Genomic DNA, 23,140 nt, shown 5'->3' with positions numbered 1-23,140 from the left:
CGATAATCCGGCAGGGGGTCAGCCCCCTGCCCGCTCCATGCCAAGCCGGGCAATGCGGCGCAGTTCGTCGATTGGGGTCAGCCCGCCGCTGCGCTCATAGTGCCAGAAGGTCCAGCCATTGCAGGCGTCCAGTCCCTGCACTTCGGCGCCGATCTTGTGGATCGAACCGGCGCTTTCGCCGATCGCCACAGTGCCGTCGGCGCGCACCTTGGCGGCCCAGCGCTTCTTGGCGTCGTAAAGCGTGGCGCCCGGCGTCACCAGCCCGGTGTCGATCAGGCTGACGAAGGCGACGCGCGGCTCGGCGCGCTTGCCGGTCAATACCGTCAAATCGGCATCTTCCAGCGGCCGCACCGCATCGATGCGCTCGTTGGCGGCGTCGATATAGGCCTGCTCACGCTCGATGCCGACGAAATGGCGGCCGAGGCGTTTGGCGACCGCACCTGTCGTGCCGGAGCCGAAGAAGGGATCGAGCACGATGTCACCGGGCTTGGTCGATGCCATCATGATGCGGGCGAGCAGCGCTTCCGGCTTCTGTGTCGGGTGCAGCTTGTCGCCATTGTCGTTCTTCAGCCGCTCGCCACCGGTGCAGATCGGGAACAGCCAGTCGGAGCGCATCTGGATGTCATCGTTCGACGCCTTCAGCGCTTCATAATTGAAGGTGTAGCCCTTGCCCTTCTGGTCTCGGGAAGCCCAGATCATCGTCTCATGCGCGTTCTGGAAGCGGCGGCCGCGGAAATTCGGCATCGGATTGGTCTTGCGCCAGACCACGTCGTTGAGGATCCAGAAGCCCAGGTCCTGCATCTTGGCGCCGACGCGGAAGATGTTGTGATAGGAGCCGATGACCCAGATGGTGCCGTTGGGCTTCAGCACACGCCGCGCCGCCAAAAGCCAGGCGCGGGTGAAGGCGTCGTAGGCCTCAAAATTTTCGAACTGGTCCCAGTGATCGTCGACCGCGTCGACCTTGGACTGGTCGGGTCGGTGCAGATCGCCGTCGAGCTGCAGATTGTAGGGCGGATCGGCGAAGATGACGTCGACCGATTTTTCCGGCAGGCGGTCGAGCGCCGCGACGCAGTCGCCCTTGAGGATCGTGTCCAGCCATTCGGATTGCTGGGGAGCATGGGAAAGGTCGTCGAGAAGACGCACGGCAGACATTTTTACACCCAGGGCACGCGTTACTGTTTACTCCCCGTTATGGTTACCGATCAGCGTAAATATTCGGTGAAGGTCGAAGGAATCGCTCGCTCCGTTTGCGAAGGCCGGACCGTTGGTGTATGCCGCGCCGCCTGAGCCCATCGCGGCCTTCCTCCATCTTCCTTGTCCCGGATCACCATGCCCCAGCCAGACCTTGTCATCTTCGATTGCGACGGCGTGCTCGTCGATTCCGAAATCATCGCCGCGCGGGTCGAGGCTGAGCTGATAACGCTGGCCGGATATGAAATCTCCGCCGAGGAGGTCGCCGAGACCTATGCGGGCCTGACGTTCAAGGACATCCTGCTGCGGATCGAGGAGAAGTCCAAAATCCCGTTCCAGGCGTCGCTGATCGACCGCGCCGAAGAGCTCGTCGACCGGAAACTGCGCAGCGATGTGCGTGCCATAGAGGGTGTGCGCGAAGCGGTCGCCTCGGTCACGGCGCAACGCTGCGTCTGCTCCAACTCACGCTCGGAGCGGATAGAATTCATGCTGGAGAAAGTGCATCTGCTGCCGTTCTTCGCCGGCCGCATCTTCTCGGCGCTGGAAATACCGAGCAAAAAGACCAAGCCTGCCCCCGACGTCTTCCTGCTCGCGGCGGAAAAACTCGGCGCGAACCCGGCCAACACCTTCGTCATCGAGGATTCCGTGCACGGCGTCACCGGCGCCAGAGCAGCCGGCATGCGGGTGATCGGCTTCACCGGCGCCAGCCACAGCTATCCCGGCCATGCCGACGCGCTGACCGAAGCCGGCGCCGAGACGGTGATCCGCCGCTGGGCCGAGCTGAAAAGCGTGATCGCGGCGCTGTCGGAATGGTCGGCCGACGCCTGAGACGCGCGCGCCCGGCCGGACGCACGCTCTTTCGATGACCGCTCAGTTTGTCGCGGCGGCCCTTTTTCTATGGGTCTTCTTCGGCTTGTCGGTCGTCGCCTTCGGCGCCGTTTCGTCGTAGCCGGCATAGGCCTGATAGTCCTGTGCCGTCGGTGCCGGCACGACGACATTGGAATCGGTGAAGACGAACTGGGTGGCGACCGAGGGATCGGTGACCTGAACCTGATACTGGTGAATCTGCGAATACAGCACATCGGTGCCGTGCATCACCGCCGTGCGGATCGGCATGGTGATGGTGCCGGGTGTGAACTTCGGTCCTGGAACGATCTTGCCGGCGACCGCGATCTTCATCGTCAGCTGGCCGTCGGCGCGGCTGCAATCGCGGGTCACGTCGGCAATCGAGGCCTGGTAAATGATCCTCGCCGAATCGTCGGGCGGAGTGGCAGCGGCGGCGTCAGCCGCGGCCTGGGCAGCCGCATCCGCCTCGGCGTCGCCGGTCTTCTTGAGCTTCGGCTTGGGCTTCTTGACCTCGTTGACATAGGTATTGAAGAAGGCCGTACCGTCGCGCACCGTCACCCTCGGGCAATAGGCGTTCAGCTGGCTGGCCAGAATCTTGGGATCCTGCGGCGGCGGTGGCGCCGTTGGGTCTTTCTTGCCGAAACCGAGGTTAAGGATGCCATTGTCGCCCGATTGGCAGCCGGCGGCGGCGAGCATAAAGCCGGTGAGCGCAAGACCCGCCAAAAAGCGACCACTTGATGTACGAAACGCCATGAAACTCCCACTTCCCTCTCGTAAAGCTGGTGACGTATATCAACGGCGCGGCAAAAATGCGACTGGAGCCGGCACAGAAATTAACCACCTTGTGGTGAACGGAAAAGCCAAGCGGCAACGGGACTGAGACATGCAATATGTGAGTACGCGCGGGGAAGCACCCGCGCTTGGATTTTCCGATGCCGTGCTGGCCGGGCTAGCGCGCGATGGCGGGCTTTACGTGCCGCGCGAGTGGCCGCAGTTTTCGCCATCCGAGATCCGCGCCATGCGTGGCCTTGCCTATCCCGATCTGGCGATCCGCGTGCTGACGCCGTTCCTTGGCGGTGAAATCGCAGCGCCGGTCTTCGAACGCTTGGTGCGCGAAGCCTATGCCACCTTCCGCCACGAAGCCGTCTGCCCGCTGGTCCAGACCGGCCCCAACACCTTCGTCCTCGAACTCTTCCACGGGCCGACGCTGGCGTTCAAGGATGTGGCGATGCAGTTGCTCGCCCGGCTGATGGACCATGTGCTTGCCGAACGCGATCAGCACGCCACCATCGTCGGCGCCACGTCAGGCGACACTGGTGGCGCGGCGATTGACGCCTTTGCCGGACGCAGCCGCACCGACATCTTCATCCTGTTCCCGCATGGCCGCGTTTCGCCGGTGCAGCAGCGGCAGATGACGACGTCGAAGGCCGAGAACGTCCATGCGCTGGCGATCGAGGGCAATTTCGACGACTGCCAGGGCCTGCTCAAGGACATGTTCAACGACCACGCCTTCCGCGACCGGGTGGCGCTGTCGGGGGTCAATTCGATCAACTGGGCGCGCATCATGGCCCAGATCGTCTATTATTTCTCCTCGGCGCTGTCGCTCGGCGCGCCTGACCGGGCGGTGTCGTTCACCGTGCCGACCGGCAATTTCGGCGATATCTTCGCCGGCTACGCCGCCAAGAAGATGGGCCTGCCGATCGAACGGCTGGTCATCGCCACCAACGACAACGACATATTGGCCCGCACCTTCGCGACCGGCGAATACCGCACCAAGGGTGTCTTTGCGACCACCTCACCGTCGATGGATATCCAGGTATCATCGAATTTCGAACGCCTGCTTTTCGAGGCCTCGAACCGTGACGCAGCGACCGTGCGACGCTACATGGACGGCCTGAAGCAGTCCGGCGCCTTCACCATAGAATCCCGCGAGATCAATGGGATGCGGTCCGAATTCGACGCCGGCCGTGCCACCATGGACGAGGTCGCCGCCACCATCCGCTCGACGCTCGCGGCCAGCAACTACCTGCTCGATCCGCACACGGCGGCAGCTATGCATGTCGCGGCGGGCAAGGCGGCAGGCGCGGTGCCGATGGTGGTGCTGGGCACCGCCCATCCGGCAAAGTTCCCCGCCGCCGTCGAGGCCGCCAGCGGGGTCTCGCCGGCCCTGCCCGCATGGCTAGGGGGATTGATGACATTTGAGGAAAAATACACGGTACTTCCATCCGACCTGAAAATGGTGGAAGATTACGTCGGCCGCCGCGCGCGGGCGGCGCGTTAGGGAGTACGAGCCATATGGGTGTTGAGGTAAGCCGTCTGTCGAACGGCCTGACAGTCGCCACCGAAACCCTTCCAAGTATCGAATCGGTTGCCTTGGGGGCCTGGGTCAAGTCCGGCGCCCGCAATGAACGTGACGAAGAGCATGGCATGGCCCATCTGCTCGAGCACATGGCGTTCAAGGGTACGAAGCGGCGGAGTGCCTTCGCAATCGCCTCGGAAATCGAGGATGTCGGCGGCGAGATCAACGCGGCCACCAGCGTCGAGACCACCTCCTACTATGCCAGGGTGCTCAGCGATGACGTACCGCTGGCAGTGGATATTCTCGCCGACATCCTGCAGGAGTCCGAATTCGACCCGCAGGAACTCGAGCGCGAGCAGCACGTCATCCTGCAGGAGATCGGCGCCGCGCACGACACGCCAGACGACATCGTCTTCGACCGTTTCACCGAGACGGCCTTTCGCCACCAGACCATCGGCCGCTCGATCCTGGGCACGCCGGAAACCGTCAAATCCTTCACCTCGAAGCAATTGCACGATTTCATCGAACGCCAATATGGCGCCGAGCGGATGGTGATCGTCGCTGCCGGCGACATCAAGCACGACAATTTCGTGCGCGAGGTCGAGAAGCAGCTTGGCGGCTTCCGCAGCAAGGCCGACAGCACCATCCCGCAATATGCGCAATATGTCGGCGGCGATTTCCGCGAGGACCGCGACCTGATGGACGCGCAGATCGTGCTTGGCTTCGAAGGCCGCGCCTACCATGTGCGCGACTTCTACGCCTCGCAGGTGCTGTCGATGATCCTTGGCGGCGGCATGTCATCGCGCCTGTTCCAGGAAGTCCGCGAGAAGCGCGGCCTGTGTTACTCCGTCTATGCCTTCCACTGGGGCTTTTCCGATACCGGCATCTTCGGCGTCCATGCGGCGACCGGGCAGAGCGACATCGCCGAACTGGTGCCTGTCATCATCGACGAATTGCAGAAAGCCGGCGAGAACATCCTGCAGGAAGAACTTGACCGCGCGCGCGCCCAGTACCGCGCCGGGCTGATCATGTCCGCCGAAAGCCCGGCCAGCCGCGCCTCGCAGATTGCAAGGCAACTGCTTTTGTTCGGCAGGCCCATCGCCAAGGAGGAATTGATGGAGCGCCTGTCGGCGCTGACGGTGGAGCGGCTGACCGACCTGTCGTCGCGGATGTTCTCGACCAAGCCGACGCTTACCGCTGTCGGGCCCGTGGGTACGCTGGCACCATATGAGGCGATCCTCGATTCGCTTCCGGGCACGCAGACCACGGCCCGCAGGCTCGCCGTCTAAGTCCCCCAAGCGTCGTGTTCGCGCTCCCTTTCTTTCGCCGTGACCTGCCGGCGCTGAAGGGCAACCTCGTCACGTTGCGTGTGCCATTCACCAATGACTTCCGGGAATGGTCGATATTGCGTGGTGAAAGCCGCGCCTTCCTGGAGCCGTGGGAGCCGCGCTGGACTCCCGATGAACTCGACCGCGCGGCATGGCGCCTGCGCATCAGCCGCTACCGCGAAGACTACGCGCAAGGAACGGCGATCGCCTTCTTCATCTTCGAGAAATCGAGCGGCAAGCTGGCCGGCGGCATCACGCTTGGCAACATACGCCATGGCGTCTCGCAAAGCGGCCATGTCGGCTACTGGATCGGCGAGCGCTTCGGCGGTCGCGGCCTGATGACCGACGCGGTCAAGGTCGTGGCCCGCTTCGCCTTCGATACGCTGAGGTTGCACCGGATCGAAGCGGCCTGTATTCCCGACAATATCAGGTCGATCCGTGTGCTTGAAAAAGCCGGATTCCGGCGCGAAGGACTGTTAAGATCCTATCTGAGGATCAACGGCATCTGGCAGGACCACTACCTCTACGCCCGGATCGCGGACGATCCGCCGGCCGCAGGAACGAAGGACTGATTTTTGACGAATTTCCTGCGAAACGGGCCGCTGTTCGCCTTTGTCCTCGCGGCAATGCTGACGCTGTGCGCGGCTTCGTCGGCCTTTGCCGTCGAACCGATCAAGATTGCCCGCGACGATGTCGCGCTCGATCTGTCACGCGCCTTCGAGATCTACCGCAACCAGGGCGAAAACTTCCAGGTGTCGACCGCGCCCGGGCCGGACGGCATCGTGCGGCGCATCGAGGTCGAAGCCAATGACGCGCGCTCGACCGGCGACTGGGCGGTGTTCGCGCTGGCCAACACCACCGACCAGCAGCTCGACAGGCTGATCGTCGCGCCGCATTTCCGGCTGGTCAATTCCGGCATCTTCTGGCCCGATCTCGGCGCCACCCGCATTGCAGCGATCACGCCCAGCGAGGGCTTCGCGCTTGACCGCCAGACCAGCCCTGACGCCGACGTGTTCCGGGTGACGCTGAACCCGGGAACGGTGATCACCTTCATCGCCGAACTCGCCTCGCCCAAGCTGCCGCAGGTCTATCTGTGGGAGCCGGAAGCCTATAAGGACTCGGTCAACTCCTACACACTGTTCCGCGGCATTGTCATCGGCATCGCGGGCCTTCTGGCGCTGTTCCTGACCATCCTCTTCGTGGTCAAGGGGACCTCGATGTTCCCGGCGACCGCAGCCCTTGCCTGGGCGGTGCTTGCCTATATCTGCGTCGATTTCGGCTTCCTCAACAAGGTCATCGAGATCTCGCCCGGCAATGAGCAGATGTGGCGGGCGGGAACGGAGGTGGCGCTTGCGGCGACCTTCGTGGTCTTCCTGTTCGCCTATCTCAACCTCAACCGATGGCACGGCCATTTCAGCTATGGCGCCCTGGTCTGGATCCTCGGACTGGTGCTGATTGCCGGTGTGGCCATCGTCGATCCGGCGGTCGCCGCCGGCATCGCCCGCATCTCCTTTGCGGCAACCGCACTGACCGGGCTCGGCCTGATCATCTTCCTCGGGATTCGTGGTTATGACCGCGCCATCATGCTGGTGCCCAGTTGGGTCATGGTGCTGTTGTGGCTATGCGGGTCATGGATGGCGATCACCGGCATGCTCGACAATGACATCGCCCAGCCTGCGCTCGGCGGCGGGCTGATCCTGATCATCCTGTTGATCGGCTTCACCGTCATGCAGCACGCCTTTGCCGGCGGCGCGCTGCATCAGGGCCTGTTCTCCGACCTCGAACGCCAGGCGCTGGCGGTTGCCGGGTCGGGAGACACGGTGTGGGATTGGGACGTGCTGCGCGACCGCGTCGTCACCAAGCCCGATGTCAGCATCCAGCTCGGCCTCGCGCCCAACAGCCTCGGGGGTGCCGCGCGCAACTGGTTGCCGGTGCTGCATGCCGACGACCGCGACACGTTCCGCACGACACTCGACGTGGTGCTGGAGCACCGCCGTGGCCGGGTGGCGCAGAATTTCCGGCTGCGCGGCGCCGACGGGCATTATCACTGGTTCGCCTTGCGCGCCCGCCCGGTCATCGGATCGGATGGCGAGGTCATCCGTTGTGTCGGCACCATGGTCGATGTCACCGAGCAGAAGAAGTCCGAGGAGCGGCTGCTGCACGACGCCGTGCACGACAATCTGACCGGCCTGCCGAACCGCGAACTGTTCATGAACCGGCTGGAAGCGATCATCTCGATCGCCCGCACCGAGGAGAAGGTGCGCCCGACCGTCTTCGTCATCGACATAGACCGCTTCAAGCAGGTCAATGACGGGCTCGGCATCTCGGCCGGCGACACCATCCTGCTGACCATAGCGCGCCGCCTGCACCGGCTGTTGAAGCCGAAGGATTCGCTGTCGCGCTTCGCCGGCGACCAGTTCGCGCTGATGCTTTTGTCCGAACAGGACCCTGCCCGCATCGCCGGCGTGGCGGATGCCATCAAGCATGCGATCAACAATCCGATCACCTTCGCCAAGCGCGAGATCGTGCTGACCGCCTCGATCGGCCTGATCACCTGGACCTCGGCGCAGACTTCGGCCGAGGATATGGTCAAGGACGCCGAGCTTGCCATGCACCAGGCCAAGCGTTTTGGCGGCGACCGGATCGAGCCGTTCCGGCCGGCTTTCCGCACCGTCGGCACCGACCGGCTGCAGTTCGAATCCGACCTGCGGCGCGCCATCGAGCGACGCGAATTCACGCTTGCCTACCAGCCGATCGTGCGGCTGGAAGACGGCAGCGTCGCCGGCTTCGAGGCCTTGCTGCGCTGGGACCATCCGCGCCGCGGCATGATCCCGCCGGCCGACTTCATCCCGGTCGCCGAAAGCTGCGGGCTGATTGTGCAGCTTGGGCTGTTTGCCATGCAGCAAGCAGCCGAAGACCTTGCCGGATGGCAGAAGCAGATCGGCGACGCACCGCTGTCCGTCTCGGTCAATTTGTCCAGCCGCCAACTCATCCGCCGCGACCTGGTCAGCGATGTCCGCTCGGTCATCGCGCGGGCCAATCTGAAGCCGCGCTGTTTCCGTCTTGAACTCACCGAGTCGCTGGTGATGGACAATCCGGAACAGACCGCTCATGTGCTGACCAAGCTCAAGCAGCTCGGCATCGGCCTGTCGCTGGACGATTTCGGCACCGGCTATTCATCGCTCGCCTATCTGACGCGTTTCCCGTTCGACACGATCAAGATCGACAAGAGTTTTGTCGACGACAACTCGCCAAAGCGCGCCGTGCTGCTCAAATCCATGGTCAACATGGCGCATGAGCTCGGCCTGTCGGTGGTCGCCGAGGGCATTTCGGACGAACGCGATGCGCTGGAACTGCGCCAGATGGGCTGCGAATATGTGCAGAGCTTCATGTTCGGCGCGCCGATGCCCGGCGACCAGGTGCTGAAGACGCTGAAGGAGCAGTATCCGCTGACACAGGCTTAGAGGCCTCTGCGTCGGCCTGATGGGTCAGGCGTGCCCGGCCGCCAGGCTCAAATGCGCCAGATCGATGCCGATCGAGGCGAGGATGCGATCGTATTTGCGCTCGATGTCGGCGTCGAACAGAAGCTCGGGACTGGCCGGACAGGTCAGCCAGCCATTTTCGGCGATCTCGGTTTCCAGCTGACCGGCGCCCCAGCCGGAATAGCCGAGCGCCATCAGCGCATGACGCGGGCCGCGGCCCGACGATATGGCGCGCAATATATCGACCGTCGCGGTCAGGCAGATATCGTCGGAAACGGTCAGCGACGATTCCACGCGATAGTCGCCCGAATGCAGGACGAAGCCGCGGCTGCGATCGACGGGCCCACCATTGCGCACGACGAAATCGCGCGCCTGCGCCGGCAGGCGGATCGCCTCCTGCTCGTTCATGATGCCGAGCTGCACAAGAAGGTCCGGAAACAGCATCTGCTGTGTCTGATTGATGATCAGGCCCATCGCGCCTTCATCGCTGTGCGCGCAGATGTAGATGACCGAGCGCGTGAAACGGTCGTCCTTCATGCCGGGCATGGCAATCAGGAACTGATCGTCGAGAAAGCCGCGTCCAGCGACCGTCTTTTTGTGGCGCAACAAATCCATTCAACGAAGGTACCGTGTTTCCCGGGCGCCGAAAAGATGCGCCGCGCCGGATTCGACCAAAGCCCATGGTGCCAGGCCGCGATGGCTTGCCCGCGAAGGTCACGCAAATATGATATCAACAAAGCCGTGAGAACATTGCGAAGCCACGAACGGACGATCAAATCACCGCCATGCAAAGCTTGAAAATCCTGCTGCTCGGCACCGCCATAGGATCGGCGGCCGTTCTGCCTGCCTCCGCCTCATCGTCCGCCTGGTACACCAGCGAAGGCGGCAAGGTGCGGCTGGTGACATCAGGCAAACCCGACGAGGCCGGCCGCATCCAGGGCGTTCTCGACATCGCGCTCAAGCCCGGGTGGAAGACCTATTGGCGCGATCCGGGCGACGCCGGCGTGCCGCCGCAGCTCGATGTTTCGGCCAGCACCAACATTGCCGATGCCATTCTTTCGTTTCCGGCACCGCAACGCCACGACGATGGTTATGGCAAATGGGCAGGCTACAACTATCCGATTTCGCTGCCTGTGACCTTTACGCTGGCAACACCGAACCAGCCGGCTGTCATCGATGCCGATATCTTTCTCGGCATTTGCGAGACGATCTGCATTCCCGTGCAGACACGGCTGACCGTCGACCCCACCTCCGACCCTGACAATGCCGACGACGCAGCCCTGGTGAAGGCGAGCTTCACGGCTTTGCCGGCGCCGGCAAAGCCTGATTTCGGCATCAACGTGCTACCGGGCGATCACGAGACGCTGGTTGTCGAGGCGAGCTTTCCCGGTGACCCGGAGGCAGCGGATTTTTTTGTCGCCGGCGAGCGGGACTACATGTTCGGCACCCCTTCCCGCAGCGAAAAGGACGGCAAGCTGATCTTCACCGTGCCGATCCTCGACCGCCCTTCAGCAACGCCAACGGATGGCGGGCTTCACTACACGCTGACGAGTTCGGCGGGCGCCGTCGAAGGGCTGCTGCCTTTCCCTTGATCCAGCTTGTCCGAACGGTTGCAGGACGCCGCTGAGTTCGCTACGCAAGCATGCATCCTTCCTTCCCATTCCCAAGCGAGGAACTCATGACCATTTCCGTTGGCGACACGCTGCCCGAGGTAACCTTCAAGACGATGACCGATGACGGCGCCAAGGCGATCACGTCGGCCGAGATTTTCCCGGGCAAGAAGGTCGTCCTGTTCGGCGTTCCCGGCGCCTTCACGCCGACCTGCAGCAACAACCATCTGCCCGGCTATCTCGAAAACCATGACGCCATCCTGGCGCGCGGCGTCGACACCATCGCCGTCGTTTCGGTCAACGACGTTCATGTCATGGGCGCCTGGGCGCACTTCACCGGCGGCGAAGGCAAGATCCTGTTCCTCGCCGACGGCAGTGGTGATTTCGCCAAGGCGGTCGGACTCGACAACGACCTTTCCGCAGCCGGCATGGGCCTGCGCTCGAAGCGGTTTTCGATGATCATCGACGACGGCAAGGTCATCGCGCTCAATGTCGAAACCAAGCCCGGCGTCGACGAGTCCGGCGCGGCTCATATTCTCGGACAGCTCTGAGCTTCAACGGCCGCGTCGGCGAGGCCGCAACAGCGACCTCGCCCACAACGCTAGCGCTCCAGAACTGCCGGCTTTCGGGGGATCCAACGATGTTTGACGTCATCTGGCGCGCTATCGCGATCGGCATCGGCGCCACCGTACTGATGGATCTCTGGGCCCTCTTTTTGCATAAGGCCTTCGGCCAGCCACGGCCGAACTGGGGACCTGTCGGCCGCTGGGTCTGGCATCTCGGCGACAAGGTCTTTCACGATGATATCGGCGCCGCGGCGCCTTACGCGCATGAAGTGGCGCTCGGCTGGGCGTTTCACTATTTCGTCGGCATCGTCTACGGCATCATCCTGGTCGTGCTTGCCGGAACCGGCTGGCTTTCCGCGCCGACCTTCCTGCCGGCCTTCATTCTCGGCATCGTCACCGTCGGCGCCGGCTGGTTCCTGCTAGCGCCGGGCATGGGTGCCGGATGGGCCGCCTCGAAGCGGCCCAATCCGATGCAGATCCGGGCGCTCAACCTAGTCTCGCACACGGTCTTCGCGCTCGGACTCTGGGGCACGGCGCTGCTGATACGCTGAAGGTTTAGACCTAGGCCGGCCTGTCGATGGGCCGCCATCCATGGATGACGCGGCGGGCGCCGATATCATAGGCAAAATAGTTGCCACCGCCTGCCGGTTGATCCGCTTCGCGGCTGATCTCCCGCACACTGAGAGACAGCAGCAGGAGCGTTCCCACGCCTCCATGGCCGACAAAGGCCATGTCTCCGGCCCCACCCTCATCAAGCACGGCTGCGACCTCGCCCACAATACGTTGCTGCGCATCGATCGCCCGCTCCCACCCGCGAACGCTTTTATGCGGATTGGCGAAGAACTGATCGGCGACCGCTTCGAACTCCGGCGGCGGCAGAAAGCCGGTCGCGGACCGGTCATTCTCGTGCATCCGCTCCCTGACCTCGACCGCAAGGCGGAGATGGCGTGCCAGGATTTCGCCCGTTTCTATTGCCTTGCGCTCGCCCGACGAAACGATGCGCCGGATAGATCCGACCCATGGCTGATCGAGCATGGCGACAGCCCTCGCCCGTCCGATATCGGACAGTCCCCATTCCGGAACGGGAACGGCAGCGTCGATCTGAACCTGGGGATGCGTGACATAGTACAGGATCGGCACGATCGAGGTCACCCTGCCTGGAAGCGGACCGGCTGCTGGAACTCAGTAGCTCTGGGTCGAACGACGGGCCTTCGTGGCTGCCGGCTGCTTCGGCTGGGCATCCGGCTTCGGCGCTGAAACCGCTGGCTTGAAAGAGCCCTTCTTGAACGGCGCCATGCCTTCCCGTGCGAGTTCGTCGGCGCGCTCGTTCTCGGTATGGCCGGCATGGCCCTTGACCCAGTTCCAGGTGACCTTGTGACGCCTATTGGCCTCATCCAGCGCCTGCCAGAGCTCGCCATTCTTGACCGGCTTCTTGTCGGCGGTCTTCCAGCCGTTCTTCTTCCAGCCATGGATCCATTTGGAAATGCCGTCCATTACGTATTTGCTGTCGGTGTGAAGCTCGACCGTGCAAGGCTCCTTCAGCGCATTCAGCGCCGAGATGGCGGCCAGTAGTTCCATGCGGTTGTTGGTCGTTTCCGCCTCGCCGCCGGAAAGTTCCTTGGTGGTGCCGTTGAAGCGCAGGATGGCGCCCCAGCCGCCAGGGCCGGGATTGCCTGAGCAGGCGCCGTCGGTGAAGATTTCAACCTGTTTGCTCATGACACCCTGTATTCGGCCAATCCATATTCCGAAGCCGATTTGATTGCCCGATGGAACCGCATCCGCCTGATATATTCGGTCGGATCGCGCTTCATCACCAGCCCGCCATCGGGAACGGTCAGCCAGTCGTAGAGCCGGGTCAGCATGAAACGCAGCGCCGAACCGCGCGACAGCATCGGCAGTGCCGCCTTTTCTTCTCCGCTCAGCGGACGCACGCTCTGATAGCCGGCAAGCAGTGCCTTGCCCTTGGTAAGGTTGAAGGAGAAATCCTTCTCGAAACACCAGGCGTTGAGGCAGGTCGCGACATCGTAGGCATAGAGATCGTCACAGGCGAAATAGAAGTCGATCAGGCCGGACAGTTTTTCGCCGAGGAAGAAGACGTTGTCCGGAAAAAGATCGGCGTGGATGATGCCTGCAGGAAGGTCCTTCGGCCAGTTGCGCTCGAAATCGGCGAAGTCGGCATCGACCTCGGCCGCGAGGCCCGGCTCGACCTCGTCGGCGCGGTCGCGGGCCGCATTCCAAAGTTTGCGCCAGCCGTCGATGGCAAGCGCGTTGGGACGGGTCATCGGAAAATCGGCGCCGGCCAGGTGCAGGGCTGCCAGCGCCTTGCCGACCTCGGCGCAATGCGTTGCCGTCGGGCGCCGCAGCGAAAGTCCTTCGAGGAAGGTGATGATGACCGCTGGCCGGCCGGCCAGCGTGCCGATGACGCTGCCGTCATGCGCGGTCACCGGCAGCGGGCAGGACACACCCTTGTTGGCGAGATGGCCCATCAGCCCGAGGAAAAACGGCAGATCCGCCTTCTCGACCCGCTTCTCATAGAGCGTCAGAATGTAGGAGCCGCTGGAAGTGTGCAGGAGGAAGTTGGAGTTTTCCGTGCCCTCGGCGATGCCCTTGTAGGACAGGAGATCGCCGACCGGGTAGTGCTTCAGGAAAGCGCCGAGTTCGCCCTCCGCAACATCGGTATAGACCGCCATCTGCCTTACGCGGCCCCATTGACGAAGGCCATGTCGGCCGGCGTCAGTTCGACATCGCGCAGTACCCGCATGACCGGAAAATCCTCTGTTTCGGTGGCCGTGATGGCGAGATCGATGGTGACATCGAAGCGCTGGCGGAACGCGTCGATGATCTCGTCGACGATGATCTCCGGCGCCGATGCCCCTGCTGACAGGCCGAGCGTCGAAATGTTGCCGATGTCATTCCACGGAATCTCGGCGGCGCGCTGCACGAGAAGCGACATCGTGGCGCCGGCACGCTCCGCCACTTCGACAAGGCGGCGCGAATTGGAGGAATTGGGAGCGCCTACGATCAGATAGAGATCAGCACCCGGGGCGGTGTCCTTGACCGCTTCCTGGCGGTTGGTGGTGGCGTAGCAGATCGATTCCGCTGCCGGCGCCTGCAGGTCGGGAAAGCGCTCTTTCAGCGCGCGGATGATGCCGGCGGTGTCCTCGACCGATAGTGTGGTCTGGGTGACGAAGCCAAGCGCCTTCGGGTCGGCCGGCACAAGCTTCGCGGCATCGGCCTCGGTCTCGATCAGCGTGACCGCGCCTTCCGGCAATTGCCCCATCGTGCCGATCACCTCGGGGTGGCCGGCATGGCCGATCAACAGCACATGGCGGCCAAGCCGCTGATGGCGCATGGCCTGCTTGTGGACCTTCGACACCAGCGGACAGGTGGCGTCGAGATAGAACAAGTTGCGCGCTTGCGCATCCGCCGGCACCGATTTCGGCACGCCATGCGCCGAGAAGACGACCGGCGACTGCCGGTGTTCAGCCGGGATTTCGGAAAGCTCCTCGATGAAGACCGCGCCAAGGCTTTGCAGCCCCTCGACGACGTAGCGGTTGTGCACGATCTCGTGGCGGACATAGACCGGCGCGCCGTATTTCTTCAGCGCCAGCACGACGATCTGGATGGCACGGTCGACGCCGGCGCAAAAGCCGCGCGGCTGGCAGAGCCGGATCGTGAGAGGAGGTTTGGCGATTGTCTGAAGCATTGAATCCTGGCCGGTTCGTCAGCGCCGAAATGAGGTGCCTACCCCTGTTCTGTCAAGAGCAGGCCCTGTCAAGGGTGTCGGTAGAAAGGGGAGCGCTGCTTGCGTTCATTCCTCTTTCGCGGGACGGCGAAGCCGCAGGATCAGCACAGCTGCGAGTGCTGCGGCAAGCCCATACCAGGTGACGGCATATTGCAGATGGCTGTTCGGCAGGTCGATGATGGTGACGCCACCGATCGGCAGACCGCCAGGATTCGGCGTCTTGTCGGCATCGATGAAGATCGGCACCAGCGTGAACCCGGCCGGCAGGCCGGCGCTCGCCGCCATCACGTCGCGGTCCTTCCAGTAGAAGATGTTCTTCGCCACGTCATTGTCTGGCAGCATCATCGACGGTTTTGCCGGCAGCGGATTGCGGGCAAGCCCGGTAATGGTCACTTTGCCGGTGATCTGCCCCTTGGCGCGCTTGGCGGGGTCTTTCAGATCATAGGGTATGAAGCCGCGATTGATCAGGACGAAGCGGCCGTCGTCGAGGGCGAGCGGCGTATAGACGTTGAAGCCGGCGTCACCCTCCCAGGTCGCATAAAAATGCCGCTCGCCCGAATGCAGGAACGTGCCGGAGACCGTGACCGGCGTGTAGTCGACGTCGCCGGTCGCTGCGAATTGCTTCTCGACCTCGGCCAGCGGCAGCGGCGCCGAATGGGTGCGCTGGTCGATGGTCTGCAGGAGACCTTCCTTCCAGTGCAGGCGCTGGACCTGCCAGGTGCCGAGCGCCAGCAGGATCGAGAGCAGCACCAGGCCAAGGCCGAGCAGCAATGCCGAGCGTGGCCGCGAACGGCCACCACTCCTGATGGATGCTTCGCTCATTCGCCGCGGTCCAGCCTGCCTTCGGCCGCCTTGTTGGCATATTGCAGGGTGAGCAGCACGCCCTTGATCAGCCGCAGCGCGGTCAGGCACAGCACCAGGGCCAACGGGATCCAGATCAGCAGATGCAGCCACAGCGGCGGGCTTAGCGTCACTTCGACCCAGAGCGCCAGGCCGACGATGATGAAGCCGATAATCAGGATGACGAAGACCGCTGGCCCGTCGCCGGCATCGGCGAAGGAATAGTCGAGGCCGCAATTGACGCAGCGTTTGCCGACGGTGAGGAAGCCGGAAAACAGCAGCCCTTCGCCGCAGCGCGGGCAACGGCCGTGCAGGCCGGCCGATATCGGATCGATCGGAGGCCAGATCGCCTTATCTTCACTCATCGCTATTGCTCGATCTCTATCGGTGTCCCATCGGCCACCATTGCCCAGATTTCGTCCATGTCGGAGTTCGTAACGGCAATGCAGCCGTCGGTCCAGTCGACCAATTGAAGCAGCCAGCCCCACCAGCCGAAACCATTCGCCTGGCCGTGGATCATGATCATGCTGCCGGCATCGACATTGCGCGCCTTCGCCGCCGCCAGATCGTCGGCATTGGGATAGGAGATGTGAATCGATCTGTGCGCGATGCTGTCGGGGTTGCGCCAGTCGAGGATGTAGCGCCCCTGGGGCGTGCGCTGATCGCCCTCCTGGTGCTTGTGGCCGACCGGATCCCCGCCAAGCGCAATGCTGTAGCTGCGCAGCACCTTGCCGTCACCGATAAGTTCCAGCCGCCGTTCCGCCTTATGGGCACGCACCAGATCGACCTTCTCAGCAGCAAGGGCCGGGAATGCCAGGAAGATGAATGCGCAAATCGTCCAGGGAATTGTCAGCCGCATCGGCAATCGATCGGCGATCATTGCGCCGAAAAGAAGAAGGCGGCCGCGTCGCCGCGGCCGCCTTCCCGAAATCGAAATCATAGACTCTTTGTTTCGACGCAATTCCGAACGGAAAACCGTTCACACTCTTCCTGGAATTGCTCCAAAGACTGGATCAGTGGCCTTCGATCACCGCGCCAGCCGATCCCCAGACATAGATCGCCGAGAACAGGAACAGCCAGACCACGTCGACGAAGTGCCAGTACCAGGCGGCCGCCTCAAAGCCGAAATGCTGCTTGGGGGTGAAATCGCCCTTCATTGCCCTGACCAGGCAGACCAGCAGGAAGATGGTGCCGATGATGACATGGAAACCGTGGAAGCCGGTCGCCATGAAGAAGGTGGCGCCGTAGATGGAATCCTTGAAGCCGAACGGAGCGTGCATGTACTCATAGGCCTGCACCATGGTGAACAGCATGCCGAGGCCGACGGTCAGCACCAGGCCGTTGATCAGGCCCTTGCGATCGCCATGGATGAGTGAGTGGTGCGCCCAGGTGACCGTCGTGCCCGACAGGAGCAGGATGATGGTGTTGTAGAGCGGCAGGTGGAAGGGATCGAGAACCTCCATGCCTTTCGGCGGCCAGACACCACCGGTAAAGGTGTGGCGCGCGTAGTTCTGCACCTCACCGGCAAAAAGGCTAGCGTCGAAATAGGCCCAGAACCAGGCGACGAAGAACATCACCTCCGAGGCGATGAACATGATCATGCCATAGCGCAGATGCAGCGACACGACACGCGTGTGATGGCCCTCATGCGCTTCCTTGATCGTGTCCGACCACCAGGCGAACATGGTGTAGAGGACGATCACGATGCCGATGAAGAACAGCCACGGATTGGCGATGTTGAAGCCGAAGATCGGGAAGGAGCCGCCCTTCAGGTACTCCATGAGGCAGACGCCGCCAAAGGCGGTAACGAGCGCCCCTACGGAGCCCAGGAAGGGCCATGGGCTCGGGTCGACGAGATGATAGTCATGCTGTGGTTTTGCGTGCGCGTCTGCCATATCAACCCCCGAGATTTGCTTCGGTATTGGAAATTGTCTTGCTGTTGCCCTGGACCGGCTCCGAGGAGGCGACCGGCTTGGTCTTCTCGACCGGGAACATCGTGTAGGACAGGGTAATCGTCTTCACGTCCTTCAGTTCCGGCACATTGACGATATCGGGATCCACATAGAACAGGACCGGCATGTCCAGCGTCTCGCCGGGCTTCAGCGACGTATCGGTGAAGCAGAAGCACTCGACCTTGTTGAAGTAGGGGCCTGCCAGTTCCGGCTGCACGTTGAAGGTGGCGCGGCCGGTAACGGGGCGATCGAATTTGTTGGTCGCCTGATAATGCGCCTGCACGGTCTCGCCGATCTTCATGGTCATCGAGCGCTGGACCGGCTGGAATTCCCACGGCACGCCGGCAATATTGGCGTCGAAGCGCACGGTGATCTCACGATCCAGCACGCGGCCGGCATACTGCTTCTCGACGCGTTGCGTCTTACCGCCATAGCCGGTCGCCTGGCAGAACATCTTGTAGAGCGGCACGGCCGCATAGGCCATGCCGATCATGCCGGTGAAGAAGGCGAGGCAGACCGCCGCGACGATGGCGTTGCTGTTCTTGCCGGCCGGCTTCTTGGAGATCTCGACGCTCATCACATCGTGCCCAGATTGTGGCCGAACTTGATGATCGTGGCGATGTAGAAAATCACGACCAGCACCGCCAGCGCCACGCCGATGGCAACCGAACGGCTGCGCTGGGCCTTCTTCTGACGATCGGTCAGCGTGACCGTTTCGAGTTTTTCCTCGACCATGATCATGCCCCACCCATGGCAAGCGCGCGTTCAACAACGCTGTCGGCCAGATAGGCAGCGAAGATTGCGAAGAGATAAAGCAGCGAATAGGCAAACAGCGACTTGGCCGGCTTCATGGTCCGGTCGTCGTCGGCCATGCCGAGCACTTTCCACGCATACCAGACAAAGCCGACGCCAAGCAGCACGGCGGCCACGCCATAGAAAGGCGTGGTGTAGCCGAGCAGCCACGGCAGCAGGCCGACCGGGGCCAGCACCAGCGCATAGGCGAAGATCTGACGGCGGGTCGACGCCTGGCCGGCGACATTGGGCATCATCGGGATGCCGGCGCGCTCATAGTCTTCGGACTTGAACAGCGCGAGTGCCCAGAAATGCGGCGGCGTCCACAGGAAGATGATCAGGAACAGGACGATGCTTTCGAGGCTGACCGACCCGGTCACCGCGGCCCAGCCGATGACCGGCGGGATCGCACCGGCAGCGCCGCCGATGACGATGTTCTGCGGCGTCCAGCGCTTCAGCCACATCGTGTAGACGACGGCATAGAAGAAGATGGTGAAGGCCAGCAGCGTCGCCGACAGCCAGTTGACCAGCACGCCGAGCGTCATCACCGACAGTACCGACAGCACCAGGCCGAAGCTGAGCGCCTCGTGCGGCTGGATGCGGCCGGACGGCACCGGGCGGCTTGCGGTCCTGGTCATCACGGCGTCGATGTCAGCGTCGTACCACATGTTGAGCGCGCCCGAGGCACCGGCGCCGATGGCGATCGACAGGATGGCGATCACCGCCAGCAGCGGGTTGATGGTCACCGGTGCGGCGACCAGCCCGACAAAGGCGGTGAACACGACCAGCGACATGACGCGCGGCTTCAGCAGGGCGAAGAAATCGCCCGCCGTCGCTTCCGACATGCGGAAGCCCGCTTCGTCAATGCTGGTTTCGTCGACTAGGGCCATGCGTACTTAAGTCCATCATTCCGTTGGCCAAAACCGCCGGCGGGCCGGCGGTTTTGTATTCGGGCGGGAGCCGCCTTACTTGATCTTCGGCAGCTGCTCCCACTGGTGGAACGGCGGCGGCGAAGGCAGCTGCCATTCGAGCGTGGTGGCACCCTCACCCCATGGGTTGGCACCGGCGATCCGCTTCTTCTGGAAGGCTTCGAACACGCCGTAGAGGAAGATCGCCACACCGACGGCCGAGATATAGGAGCCGATCGACGACACATAGTTCCAGCCGGCAAACGCGTCCGGATAGTCGATGGTGCGGCGCGGCATGCCGGCGAGGCCGAGGAAATGTTGAGGGAAGAAGATCAGGTTGACGCCGACGAAGGTGACCCAGAAGTGGGTGTTGGCGATGACAGGCGAGTACATGTAGCCGGTCATCTTGGGGAACCAGTAGTACCAGCCGGCGAAGATGGCGAACACCGCGCCCAGCGACAGCACGTAGTGGAAGTGGGCGATGACGAAATAGGTGTCATGCAGCGAGCGGTCGAGACCGGCATTGGCCAGTTGGACGCCGGTGACGCCACCGATGGTGAACAGGAAGATGAAGCCCAGCGCCCACAGCATCGGCGTCTTGAACGAGATCGACCCGCCCCACATCGTCGCGATCCAGGAGAAGATCTTCACGCCCGTCGGCACCGCGATGACCATGGTGGCGAAGACGAAGTAGCGCTGCGTGTCGAGCGACAGGCCGGTCGTGTACATGTGGTGCGCCCAGACGATGAAGCCGACGGCACCGATGGCGACCATCGCGTAGGCCATGCCGAGATAGCCGAACACCGGCTTCTTCGAGAAGGTCGAGACGATGTGGCTGATGATGCCGAAGCCCGGCAGGATCAGGATGTAGACTTCCGGATGGCCGAAGAACCAGAACAGATGCTGGAAGAGGAGCGGATCGCCGCCATTGTCCGGCGCGAAGAAGGCCGTGCCGAAATTGCGGTCGGTGAGCAGCATGGTGATGCCGCCGGCCAGGACCGGCAGGGACAACAGCAGCAGGAAGGCGGTGACCAGCACCGACCAGGCGAACAGCGGCATCTTGTGCAGCGTCATGCCCGGAGCACGCATGTTGAAGATGGTGGTGATGAAGTTGATGGCGCCGAGGATCGACGAGGCACCGGCGATGTGGATCGACAGGATCGCCAGATCCATGGCCGGTCCGGGCTGACCCGAGGTCGACAGCGGCGGATAAAGCGTCCAGCCACCGCCGACACCGTAGGCGCCCGGTGCGCTCGGTACGAACATCGAGGTCAGCAGCAGGATGAAGGCCGGCGGCAGCAACCAGAAGGAGATGTTGTTCATGCGCGGGAACGCCATGTCGGGAGCACCGATCATGATCGGCACCATCCAGTTGGCGAAGCCGCCGATCAGCGCCGGCATGACCATGAAGAAGATCATGATCAGCGCATGCGCGGTGGCGAAGGCATTGTACATGCTCTTGCCGCCGTCGACCGCTGCGTCACCGTTCATGCCGTAGACCATCTGCGCCAGACCGCTGAAGATCTGGATGCCAGGCTCCTGCAGTTCCATGCGGATGGCGACCGACAGGGCGCCGCCGATAATGCCGGCCATGATCGCGAAGATCAGGTAGAGCGTGCCGATATCCTTGTGGTTGGTCGAATAAACCCAGCGCACCCAGCCATGATAAGGCTTGTGGTCGTGGCCGTCGTGAGCTGCAGCGTCTGCCATGTTCCGCTCCGTTCCCTAAATCTTGCTAACCCGCGGCATCAATTGCCGGCGGCCGCTACCTTGTTCTGGCCATCGACCTCGGCCATCAGCGTCTTGTTGGCGCCGGGCAGGTCGGTTTTGGCCGCAGCCAGCCAGGTCTTGAACTGCGCGTCGGAGACGACACGGATGGCGATCGGCATGAAGGCGTGGTCCTTGCCGCAGAGCTGCGAGCACTGACCATAATAAAGACCTTCCTTCTCCGCCTTGAACCAGGTCTCGTTGGTACGTCCCGGAATGGCGTCGATCTTGATGCCGAAGGACGGCATGGCGAAGGAGTGGATCACGTCGGTCGCGGTGACAAGCACGCGCGTCATCGTGTTGACCGGCACCACCAACTCATTGTCGACGGCAAGCAGGCGCGGGTAGACCTTGCGATCCTCCTTGCCGGCCTTGGCGCGATCGCCGTCCTGGAGGATGGCGGAATTGAAGGAGAGCGTGTTGTCGGTCTGGTATTCGTAGTCCCAGTTCCACTGGTTGCCGGTCGCCTTGACGGTCAGCTTGGCTTCTTCCGGCGGGGTGTACTGCGCGGTCAGGAGCTGGAACGAGGGAATAGCGAGGCAGAGCAGGATCACGACCGGGCCGACGGTCCAGATCACCTCGATCAGCGTGTTGTGGCTGGTCTTGGAGGGAACCGGGTTTGCGCTCGCGCGGAACCTGACGATGCAGTAGGCAAGCAGAAGCAGCACCAGGATGGTGATCGGGACGATGAACCACATCGTGTAGTTTCCGAACCACTCGATCTGCCGCATCATGTCGGTCGCCGGCGCCTGGAAGGTTGTCTCCCAAGCCACGGGCTGATCGGCATGGGCGGACGTGCCGGCGAAAAACGCGGTGGCAGCCCCAGCACTGGCTAGAAACTTGGCGTCTGCTAGGAAATTTCTCATCGCCCTCTTCGTCTCCCAGTTCCTCGCGGCTGCGCCAACGAGAATAACGAACAATGCCGGGACGGGAATCCCGACAGTCTCAAGGTGGTTCAAACCATACTCTTTTTCCCTCCGCAAGAAAGGAGCGGAGGAAACTGTGCGGCATTTTTGCGCGCAAGCTGACACGGCTCTTCCGGGGCAGCGGCCATGACGGCGAATCGCGTATGTTCGGCAGGTTGCCAGCCTCATGCCGGCCGGGTTCGCGAAGCGTCGCAATTCAGGCGAATTTGGCAGGGAAAAGCGATGTATTGCCTGTTTCGGGACAGTTCGGCCGTGGTCTCGTCCTTTACTTGGCATTGGCGCGGCTTAAAGTGCCGTGATTCGCAATGGAGCCGTCATGAACTCTTGGCTTTCGAGACTGAGGCATACGAGACTGGGACTTTCGATCACCTTGGCGAAAGCCATTTTTGTCGTTGCCCTGTCCACGGCCGGTCTGGTCGCCAGTCAGGCCAATGCCGCGCAACCCAGCGGTACTGTGCGCTCGACGCATGGCGCCTGGTCGATCATCTGCGACACGCCCGCCGGTGCCACCTCTGAACAATGCGTGATGATGCAGAACGTCGTCGCCGAGGATCGTCCGGAGATGGGGCTGTCGGTCGTCGTGCTGCGCACCGCCGACAACAAGGCCGAGATCCTGCGCGTGCTGGCGCCGCTCGGCGTGCTTTTGCCGAACGGGCTCGGCCTCAATGTCGACGGCAAGGATATCGGCCGCGCCTATTTCGTGCGCTGCTTCCAGGACGGTTGCTATGCCGAGGTCATCCTCGAAAAGCCGCTGCTCGACACGCTGAAGACCGGCACGTCGGCGACGTTCATCGTCTTCCAGACGCCGGAAGAAGGCATCGGCATCCCGGTCGACCTCAAAGGGTTTGCCGACGGCTTTGCCGCCCTGCCCTGACAGCCAGGCGCTTG

Annotated in this window: 25 protein-coding genes; 9 read left to right on the top strand and 16 right to left on the bottom strand. The window is 62.8% G+C overall.

Annotation, left to right across the window (positions count from 1 at the left end; genetic code table 11):
• Positions 1 to 18 precede the first annotated feature (18 nt).
• Entirely contained in the window at positions 19 to 1,152 is a 1,134-nt protein-coding gene (locus AC04SF_RS03305; protein ID WP_096455992.1) for a site-specific DNA-methyltransferase, read from the bottom strand.
• Between the two features lie 177 nt (positions 1,153 to 1,329).
• On the opposite strand from AC04SF_RS03305, the gene AC04SF_RS03300 reads away from it, so the two are divergent.
• Positions 1,330 to 2,019 (top strand): HAD family hydrolase, encoded by a 690-nt coding sequence (locus AC04SF_RS03300; protein ID WP_096455990.1) that lies wholly within the window; start codon positions 1,330 to 1,332, stop codon positions 2,017 to 2,019.
• Between the two features lie 42 nt (positions 2,020 to 2,061).
• Here the strand turns inward: AC04SF_RS03300 and AC04SF_RS03295 are convergent, their stop codons facing one another.
• Positions 2,062 to 2,790 (bottom strand): hypothetical protein, encoded by a 729-nt coding sequence (locus AC04SF_RS03295; protein WP_096455988.1) that lies wholly within the window; start codon positions 2,788 to 2,790, stop codon positions 2,062 to 2,064.
• 130 nt (positions 2,791 to 2,920) lie between these two features.
• On the opposite strand from AC04SF_RS03295, the gene thrC reads away from it, so the two are divergent.
• The 4 genes from thrC to AC04SF_RS03275 are packed head-to-tail and all read left to right on the top strand — an operon-like array spanning position 2,921 to position 9,128.
• Entirely contained in the window at positions 2,921 to 4,318 is a 1,398-nt protein-coding gene (gene thrC / locus AC04SF_RS03290; RefSeq protein ID WP_096455986.1) for a threonine synthase, read from the top strand.
• 14 nt (positions 4,319 to 4,332) lie between these two features.
• Entirely contained in the window at positions 4,333 to 5,625 is a 1,293-nt protein-coding gene (locus AC04SF_RS03285; RefSeq protein ID WP_488476473.1) for a M16 family metallopeptidase, read from the top strand.
• 14 nt (positions 5,626 to 5,639) lie between these two features.
• Positions 5,640 to 6,236, top strand: a complete 597-nt coding sequence (locus AC04SF_RS03280; protein WP_096455982.1) for a GNAT family N-acetyltransferase — start codon at positions 5,640 to 5,642, stop codon at positions 6,234 to 6,236.
• A 3-nt stretch (positions 6,237 to 6,239) separates the two neighbouring features.
• Complete coding sequence (locus AC04SF_RS03275; RefSeq protein ID WP_096455980.1) at positions 6,240 to 9,128, top strand: EAL domain-containing protein; 2,889 nt, start codon at positions 6,240 to 6,242, stop codon at positions 9,126 to 9,128.
• A 24-nt stretch (positions 9,129 to 9,152) separates the two neighbouring features.
• Here the strand turns inward: AC04SF_RS03275 and AC04SF_RS03270 are convergent, their stop codons facing one another.
• Entirely contained in the window at positions 9,153 to 9,761 is a 609-nt protein-coding gene (locus AC04SF_RS03270) for a YqgE/AlgH family protein (RefSeq protein WP_096455978.1), read from the bottom strand.
• Between the two features lie 170 nt (positions 9,762 to 9,931).
• Between AC04SF_RS03270 and AC04SF_RS03265 the strand changes: the two genes are divergently transcribed.
• From AC04SF_RS03265 to AC04SF_RS03255, 3 genes are all read left to right on the top strand, one after another.
• The gene (locus AC04SF_RS03265) at positions 9,932 to 10,738 is read left to right on the top strand and encodes a protein-disulfide reductase DsbD domain-containing protein (RefSeq protein ID WP_202350864.1); all 807 of its coding nucleotides are present in this window, start codon (positions 9,932 to 9,934) and stop codon (positions 10,736 to 10,738) included.
• 86 nt (positions 10,739 to 10,824) lie between these two features.
• Entirely contained in the window at positions 10,825 to 11,307 is a 483-nt protein-coding gene (locus AC04SF_RS03260; protein WP_488476472.1) for a redoxin family protein, read from the top strand.
• 89 nt (positions 11,308 to 11,396) lie between these two features.
• Positions 11,397 to 11,873, top strand: coding sequence for a DUF2938 domain-containing protein (locus AC04SF_RS03255; protein ID WP_202350866.1), 477 nt, complete (start codon positions 11,397 to 11,399; stop codon positions 11,871 to 11,873).
• Between the two features lie 10 nt (positions 11,874 to 11,883).
• Here the strand turns inward: AC04SF_RS03255 and AC04SF_RS03250 are convergent, their stop codons facing one another.
• The 13 genes from AC04SF_RS03250 to coxB all read right to left on the bottom strand — a co-directional run bounded on the left by AC04SF_RS03250 (position 11,884) and on the right by coxB (position 22,192).
• Complete coding sequence (locus tag AC04SF_RS03250; RefSeq protein WP_488476471.1) at positions 11,884 to 12,462, bottom strand: histidine phosphatase family protein; 579 nt, start codon at positions 12,460 to 12,462, stop codon at positions 11,884 to 11,886.
• 42 nt (positions 12,463 to 12,504) lie between these two features.
• Positions 12,505 to 13,038: a ribonuclease HI gene (rnhA, locus tag AC04SF_RS03245; protein ID WP_183457465.1), complete on the bottom strand. Its 534-nt coding sequence runs from the start codon at positions 13,036 to 13,038 to the stop codon at positions 12,505 to 12,507.
• Positions 13,035 to 14,012 (bottom strand): homoserine kinase, encoded by a 978-nt coding sequence (locus AC04SF_RS03240; RefSeq protein ID WP_488476470.1) that lies wholly within the window; start codon positions 14,010 to 14,012, stop codon positions 13,035 to 13,037. The genes rnhA and AC04SF_RS03240 overlap by 4 nt, the downstream gene beginning before the upstream one ends.
• Positions 14,013 to 14,017: 5 nt before the next feature.
• On the bottom strand, positions 14,018 to 15,028 hold the full coding sequence (gene ispH / locus AC04SF_RS03235; RefSeq protein WP_096455965.1) for a 4-hydroxy-3-methylbut-2-enyl diphosphate reductase: 1,011 nt from the start codon (positions 15,026 to 15,028) through the stop codon (positions 14,018 to 14,020).
• Between the two features lie 105 nt (positions 15,029 to 15,133).
• The gene (locus tag AC04SF_RS03230) at positions 15,134 to 15,889 is read right to left on the bottom strand and encodes an SURF1 family protein (protein WP_488476469.1); all 756 of its coding nucleotides are present in this window, start codon (positions 15,887 to 15,889) and stop codon (positions 15,134 to 15,136) included.
• Positions 15,886 to 16,272, bottom strand: a complete 387-nt coding sequence (locus tag AC04SF_RS03225) for a DUF983 domain-containing protein (RefSeq protein ID WP_488476468.1) — start codon at positions 16,270 to 16,272, stop codon at positions 15,886 to 15,888. The genes AC04SF_RS03230 and AC04SF_RS03225 overlap by 4 nt, the downstream gene beginning before the upstream one ends.
• 2 nt (positions 16,273 to 16,274) lie before the next feature.
• On the bottom strand, positions 16,275 to 16,766 hold the full coding sequence (locus AC04SF_RS03220; protein ID WP_488476467.1) for a L,D-transpeptidase family protein: 492 nt from the start codon (positions 16,764 to 16,766) through the stop codon (positions 16,275 to 16,277).
• Between the two features lie 154 nt (positions 16,767 to 16,920).
• Positions 16,921 to 17,802: a cytochrome c oxidase subunit 3 gene (locus AC04SF_RS03215; RefSeq protein WP_096455961.1), complete on the bottom strand. Its 882-nt coding sequence runs from the start codon at positions 17,800 to 17,802 to the stop codon at positions 16,921 to 16,923.
• 1 nt (position 17,803) lies between these two features.
• Positions 17,804 to 18,436: a cytochrome c oxidase assembly protein gene (locus AC04SF_RS03210; protein ID WP_488476466.1), complete on the bottom strand. Its 633-nt coding sequence runs from the start codon at positions 18,434 to 18,436 to the stop codon at positions 17,804 to 17,806.
• The gene (locus AC04SF_RS03205; RefSeq protein WP_488476465.1) at positions 18,436 to 18,600 is read right to left on the bottom strand and encodes a hypothetical protein; all 165 of its coding nucleotides are present in this window, start codon (positions 18,598 to 18,600) and stop codon (positions 18,436 to 18,438) included. Before AC04SF_RS03205 ends, AC04SF_RS03210 begins: the two co-directional genes overlap by 1 nt.
• Complete coding sequence (locus tag AC04SF_RS03200; RefSeq protein ID WP_488476464.1) at positions 18,597 to 19,541, bottom strand: heme o synthase; 945 nt, start codon at positions 19,539 to 19,541, stop codon at positions 18,597 to 18,599. Before AC04SF_RS03200 ends, AC04SF_RS03205 begins: the two co-directional genes overlap by 4 nt.
• A gap of 75 nt (positions 19,542 to 19,616) precedes the next feature.
• Entirely contained in the window at positions 19,617 to 21,269 is a 1,653-nt protein-coding gene (ctaD, locus tag AC04SF_RS03195) for a cytochrome c oxidase subunit I (RefSeq protein ID WP_096455956.1), read from the bottom strand.
• Positions 21,270 to 21,307: 38 nt separating this feature from the next.
• Positions 21,308 to 22,192 (bottom strand): cytochrome c oxidase subunit II, encoded by an 885-nt coding sequence (coxB, locus tag AC04SF_RS03190; protein WP_096455955.1) that lies wholly within the window; start codon positions 22,190 to 22,192, stop codon positions 21,308 to 21,310.
• Between the two features lie 376 nt (positions 22,193 to 22,568).
• On the opposite strand from coxB, the gene AC04SF_RS03185 reads away from it, so the two are divergent.
• A complete protein-coding gene (locus AC04SF_RS03185; protein ID WP_488476463.1) occupies positions 22,569 to 23,126 on the top strand; it encodes an invasion associated locus B family protein in 558 nt (185 codons plus the stop codon).
• Positions 23,127 to 23,140: the final 14 nt, after the last annotated feature.

This window comes from Mesorhizobium sp. CNPSo 4671 (assembly GCF_057784245.1).
Note: the sequence above shows the minus strand (reverse complement) of the source record. Positions and strands in the feature narration are given on the sequence as shown.

What these genes read in the sequence shown, in the direction of transcription:
- AC04SF_RS03305 (WP_096455992.1), bottom strand. Translation starts at nt 1,152, where the DNA reads ATGTCTGCCGTGCGTCTTCTCGACGACCTTTCCCATGCTCCCCAGCAA.
- AC04SF_RS03300 (WP_096455990.1), top strand. Translation starts at nt 1,330, where the DNA reads ATGCCCCAGCCAGACCTTGTCATCTTCGATTGCGACGGCGTGCTCGTC.
- AC04SF_RS03295 (WP_096455988.1), bottom strand. Translation starts at nt 2,790, where the DNA reads ATGGCGTTTCGTACATCAAGTGGTCGCTTTTTGGCGGGTCTTGCGCTC.
- thrC (WP_096455986.1), top strand. Translation starts at nt 2,921, where the DNA reads ATGCAATATGTGAGTACGCGCGGGGAAGCACCCGCGCTTGGATTTTCC.
- AC04SF_RS03285 (WP_488476473.1), top strand. Translation starts at nt 4,333, where the DNA reads ATGGGTGTTGAGGTAAGCCGTCTGTCGAACGGCCTGACAGTCGCCACC.
- AC04SF_RS03270 (WP_096455978.1), bottom strand. Translation starts at nt 9,761, where the DNA reads ATGGATTTGTTGCGCCACAAAAAGACGGTCGCTGGACGCGGCTTTCTC.
- AC04SF_RS03265 (WP_202350864.1), top strand. Translation starts at nt 9,932, where the DNA reads ATGCAAAGCTTGAAAATCCTGCTGCTCGGCACCGCCATAGGATCGGCG.
- AC04SF_RS03260 (WP_488476472.1), top strand. Translation starts at nt 10,825, where the DNA reads ATGACCATTTCCGTTGGCGACACGCTGCCCGAGGTAACCTTCAAGACG.
- AC04SF_RS03255 (WP_202350866.1), top strand. Translation starts at nt 11,397, where the DNA reads ATGTTTGACGTCATCTGGCGCGCTATCGCGATCGGCATCGGCGCCACC.
- rnhA (WP_183457465.1), bottom strand. Translation starts at nt 13,038, where the DNA reads ATGAGCAAACAGGTTGAAATCTTCACCGACGGCGCCTGCTCAGGCAAT.
- AC04SF_RS03240 (WP_488476470.1), bottom strand. Translation starts at nt 14,012, where the DNA reads ATGGCGGTCTATACCGATGTTGCGGAGGGCGAACTCGGCGCTTTCCTG.
- ispH (WP_096455965.1), bottom strand. Translation starts at nt 15,028, where the DNA reads ATGCTTCAGACAATCGCCAAACCTCCTCTCACGATCCGGCTCTGCCAG.
- AC04SF_RS03230 (WP_488476469.1), bottom strand. Translation starts at nt 15,889, where the DNA reads ATGAGCGAAGCATCCATCAGGAGTGGTGGCCGTTCGCGGCCACGCTCG.
- AC04SF_RS03225 (WP_488476468.1), bottom strand. Translation starts at nt 16,272, where the DNA reads ATGAGTGAAGATAAGGCGATCTGGCCTCCGATCGATCCGATATCGGCC.
- AC04SF_RS03220 (WP_488476467.1), bottom strand. Translation starts at nt 16,766, where the DNA reads ATGCGGCTGACAATTCCCTGGACGATTTGCGCATTCATCTTCCTGGCA.
- AC04SF_RS03215 (WP_096455961.1), bottom strand. Translation starts at nt 17,802, where the DNA reads ATGGCAGACGCGCACGCAAAACCACAGCATGACTATCATCTCGTCGAC.
- AC04SF_RS03210 (WP_488476466.1), bottom strand. Translation starts at nt 18,436, where the DNA reads ATGAGCGTCGAGATCTCCAAGAAGCCGGCCGGCAAGAACAGCAACGCC.
- AC04SF_RS03205 (WP_488476465.1), bottom strand. Translation starts at nt 18,600, where the DNA reads ATGATCATGGTCGAGGAAAAACTCGAAACGGTCACGCTGACCGATCGT.
- AC04SF_RS03200 (WP_488476464.1), bottom strand. Translation starts at nt 19,541, where the DNA reads ATGGCCCTAGTCGACGAAACCAGCATTGACGAAGCGGGCTTCCGCATG.
- ctaD (WP_096455956.1), bottom strand. Translation starts at nt 21,269, where the DNA reads ATGGCAGACGCTGCAGCTCACGACGGCCACGACCACAAGCCTTATCAT.
- coxB (WP_096455955.1), bottom strand. Translation starts at nt 22,192, where the DNA reads ATGAGAAATTTCCTAGCAGACGCCAAGTTTCTAGCCAGTGCTGGGGCT.
- AC04SF_RS03185 (WP_488476463.1), top strand. Translation starts at nt 22,569, where the DNA reads ATGAACTCTTGGCTTTCGAGACTGAGGCATACGAGACTGGGACTTTCG.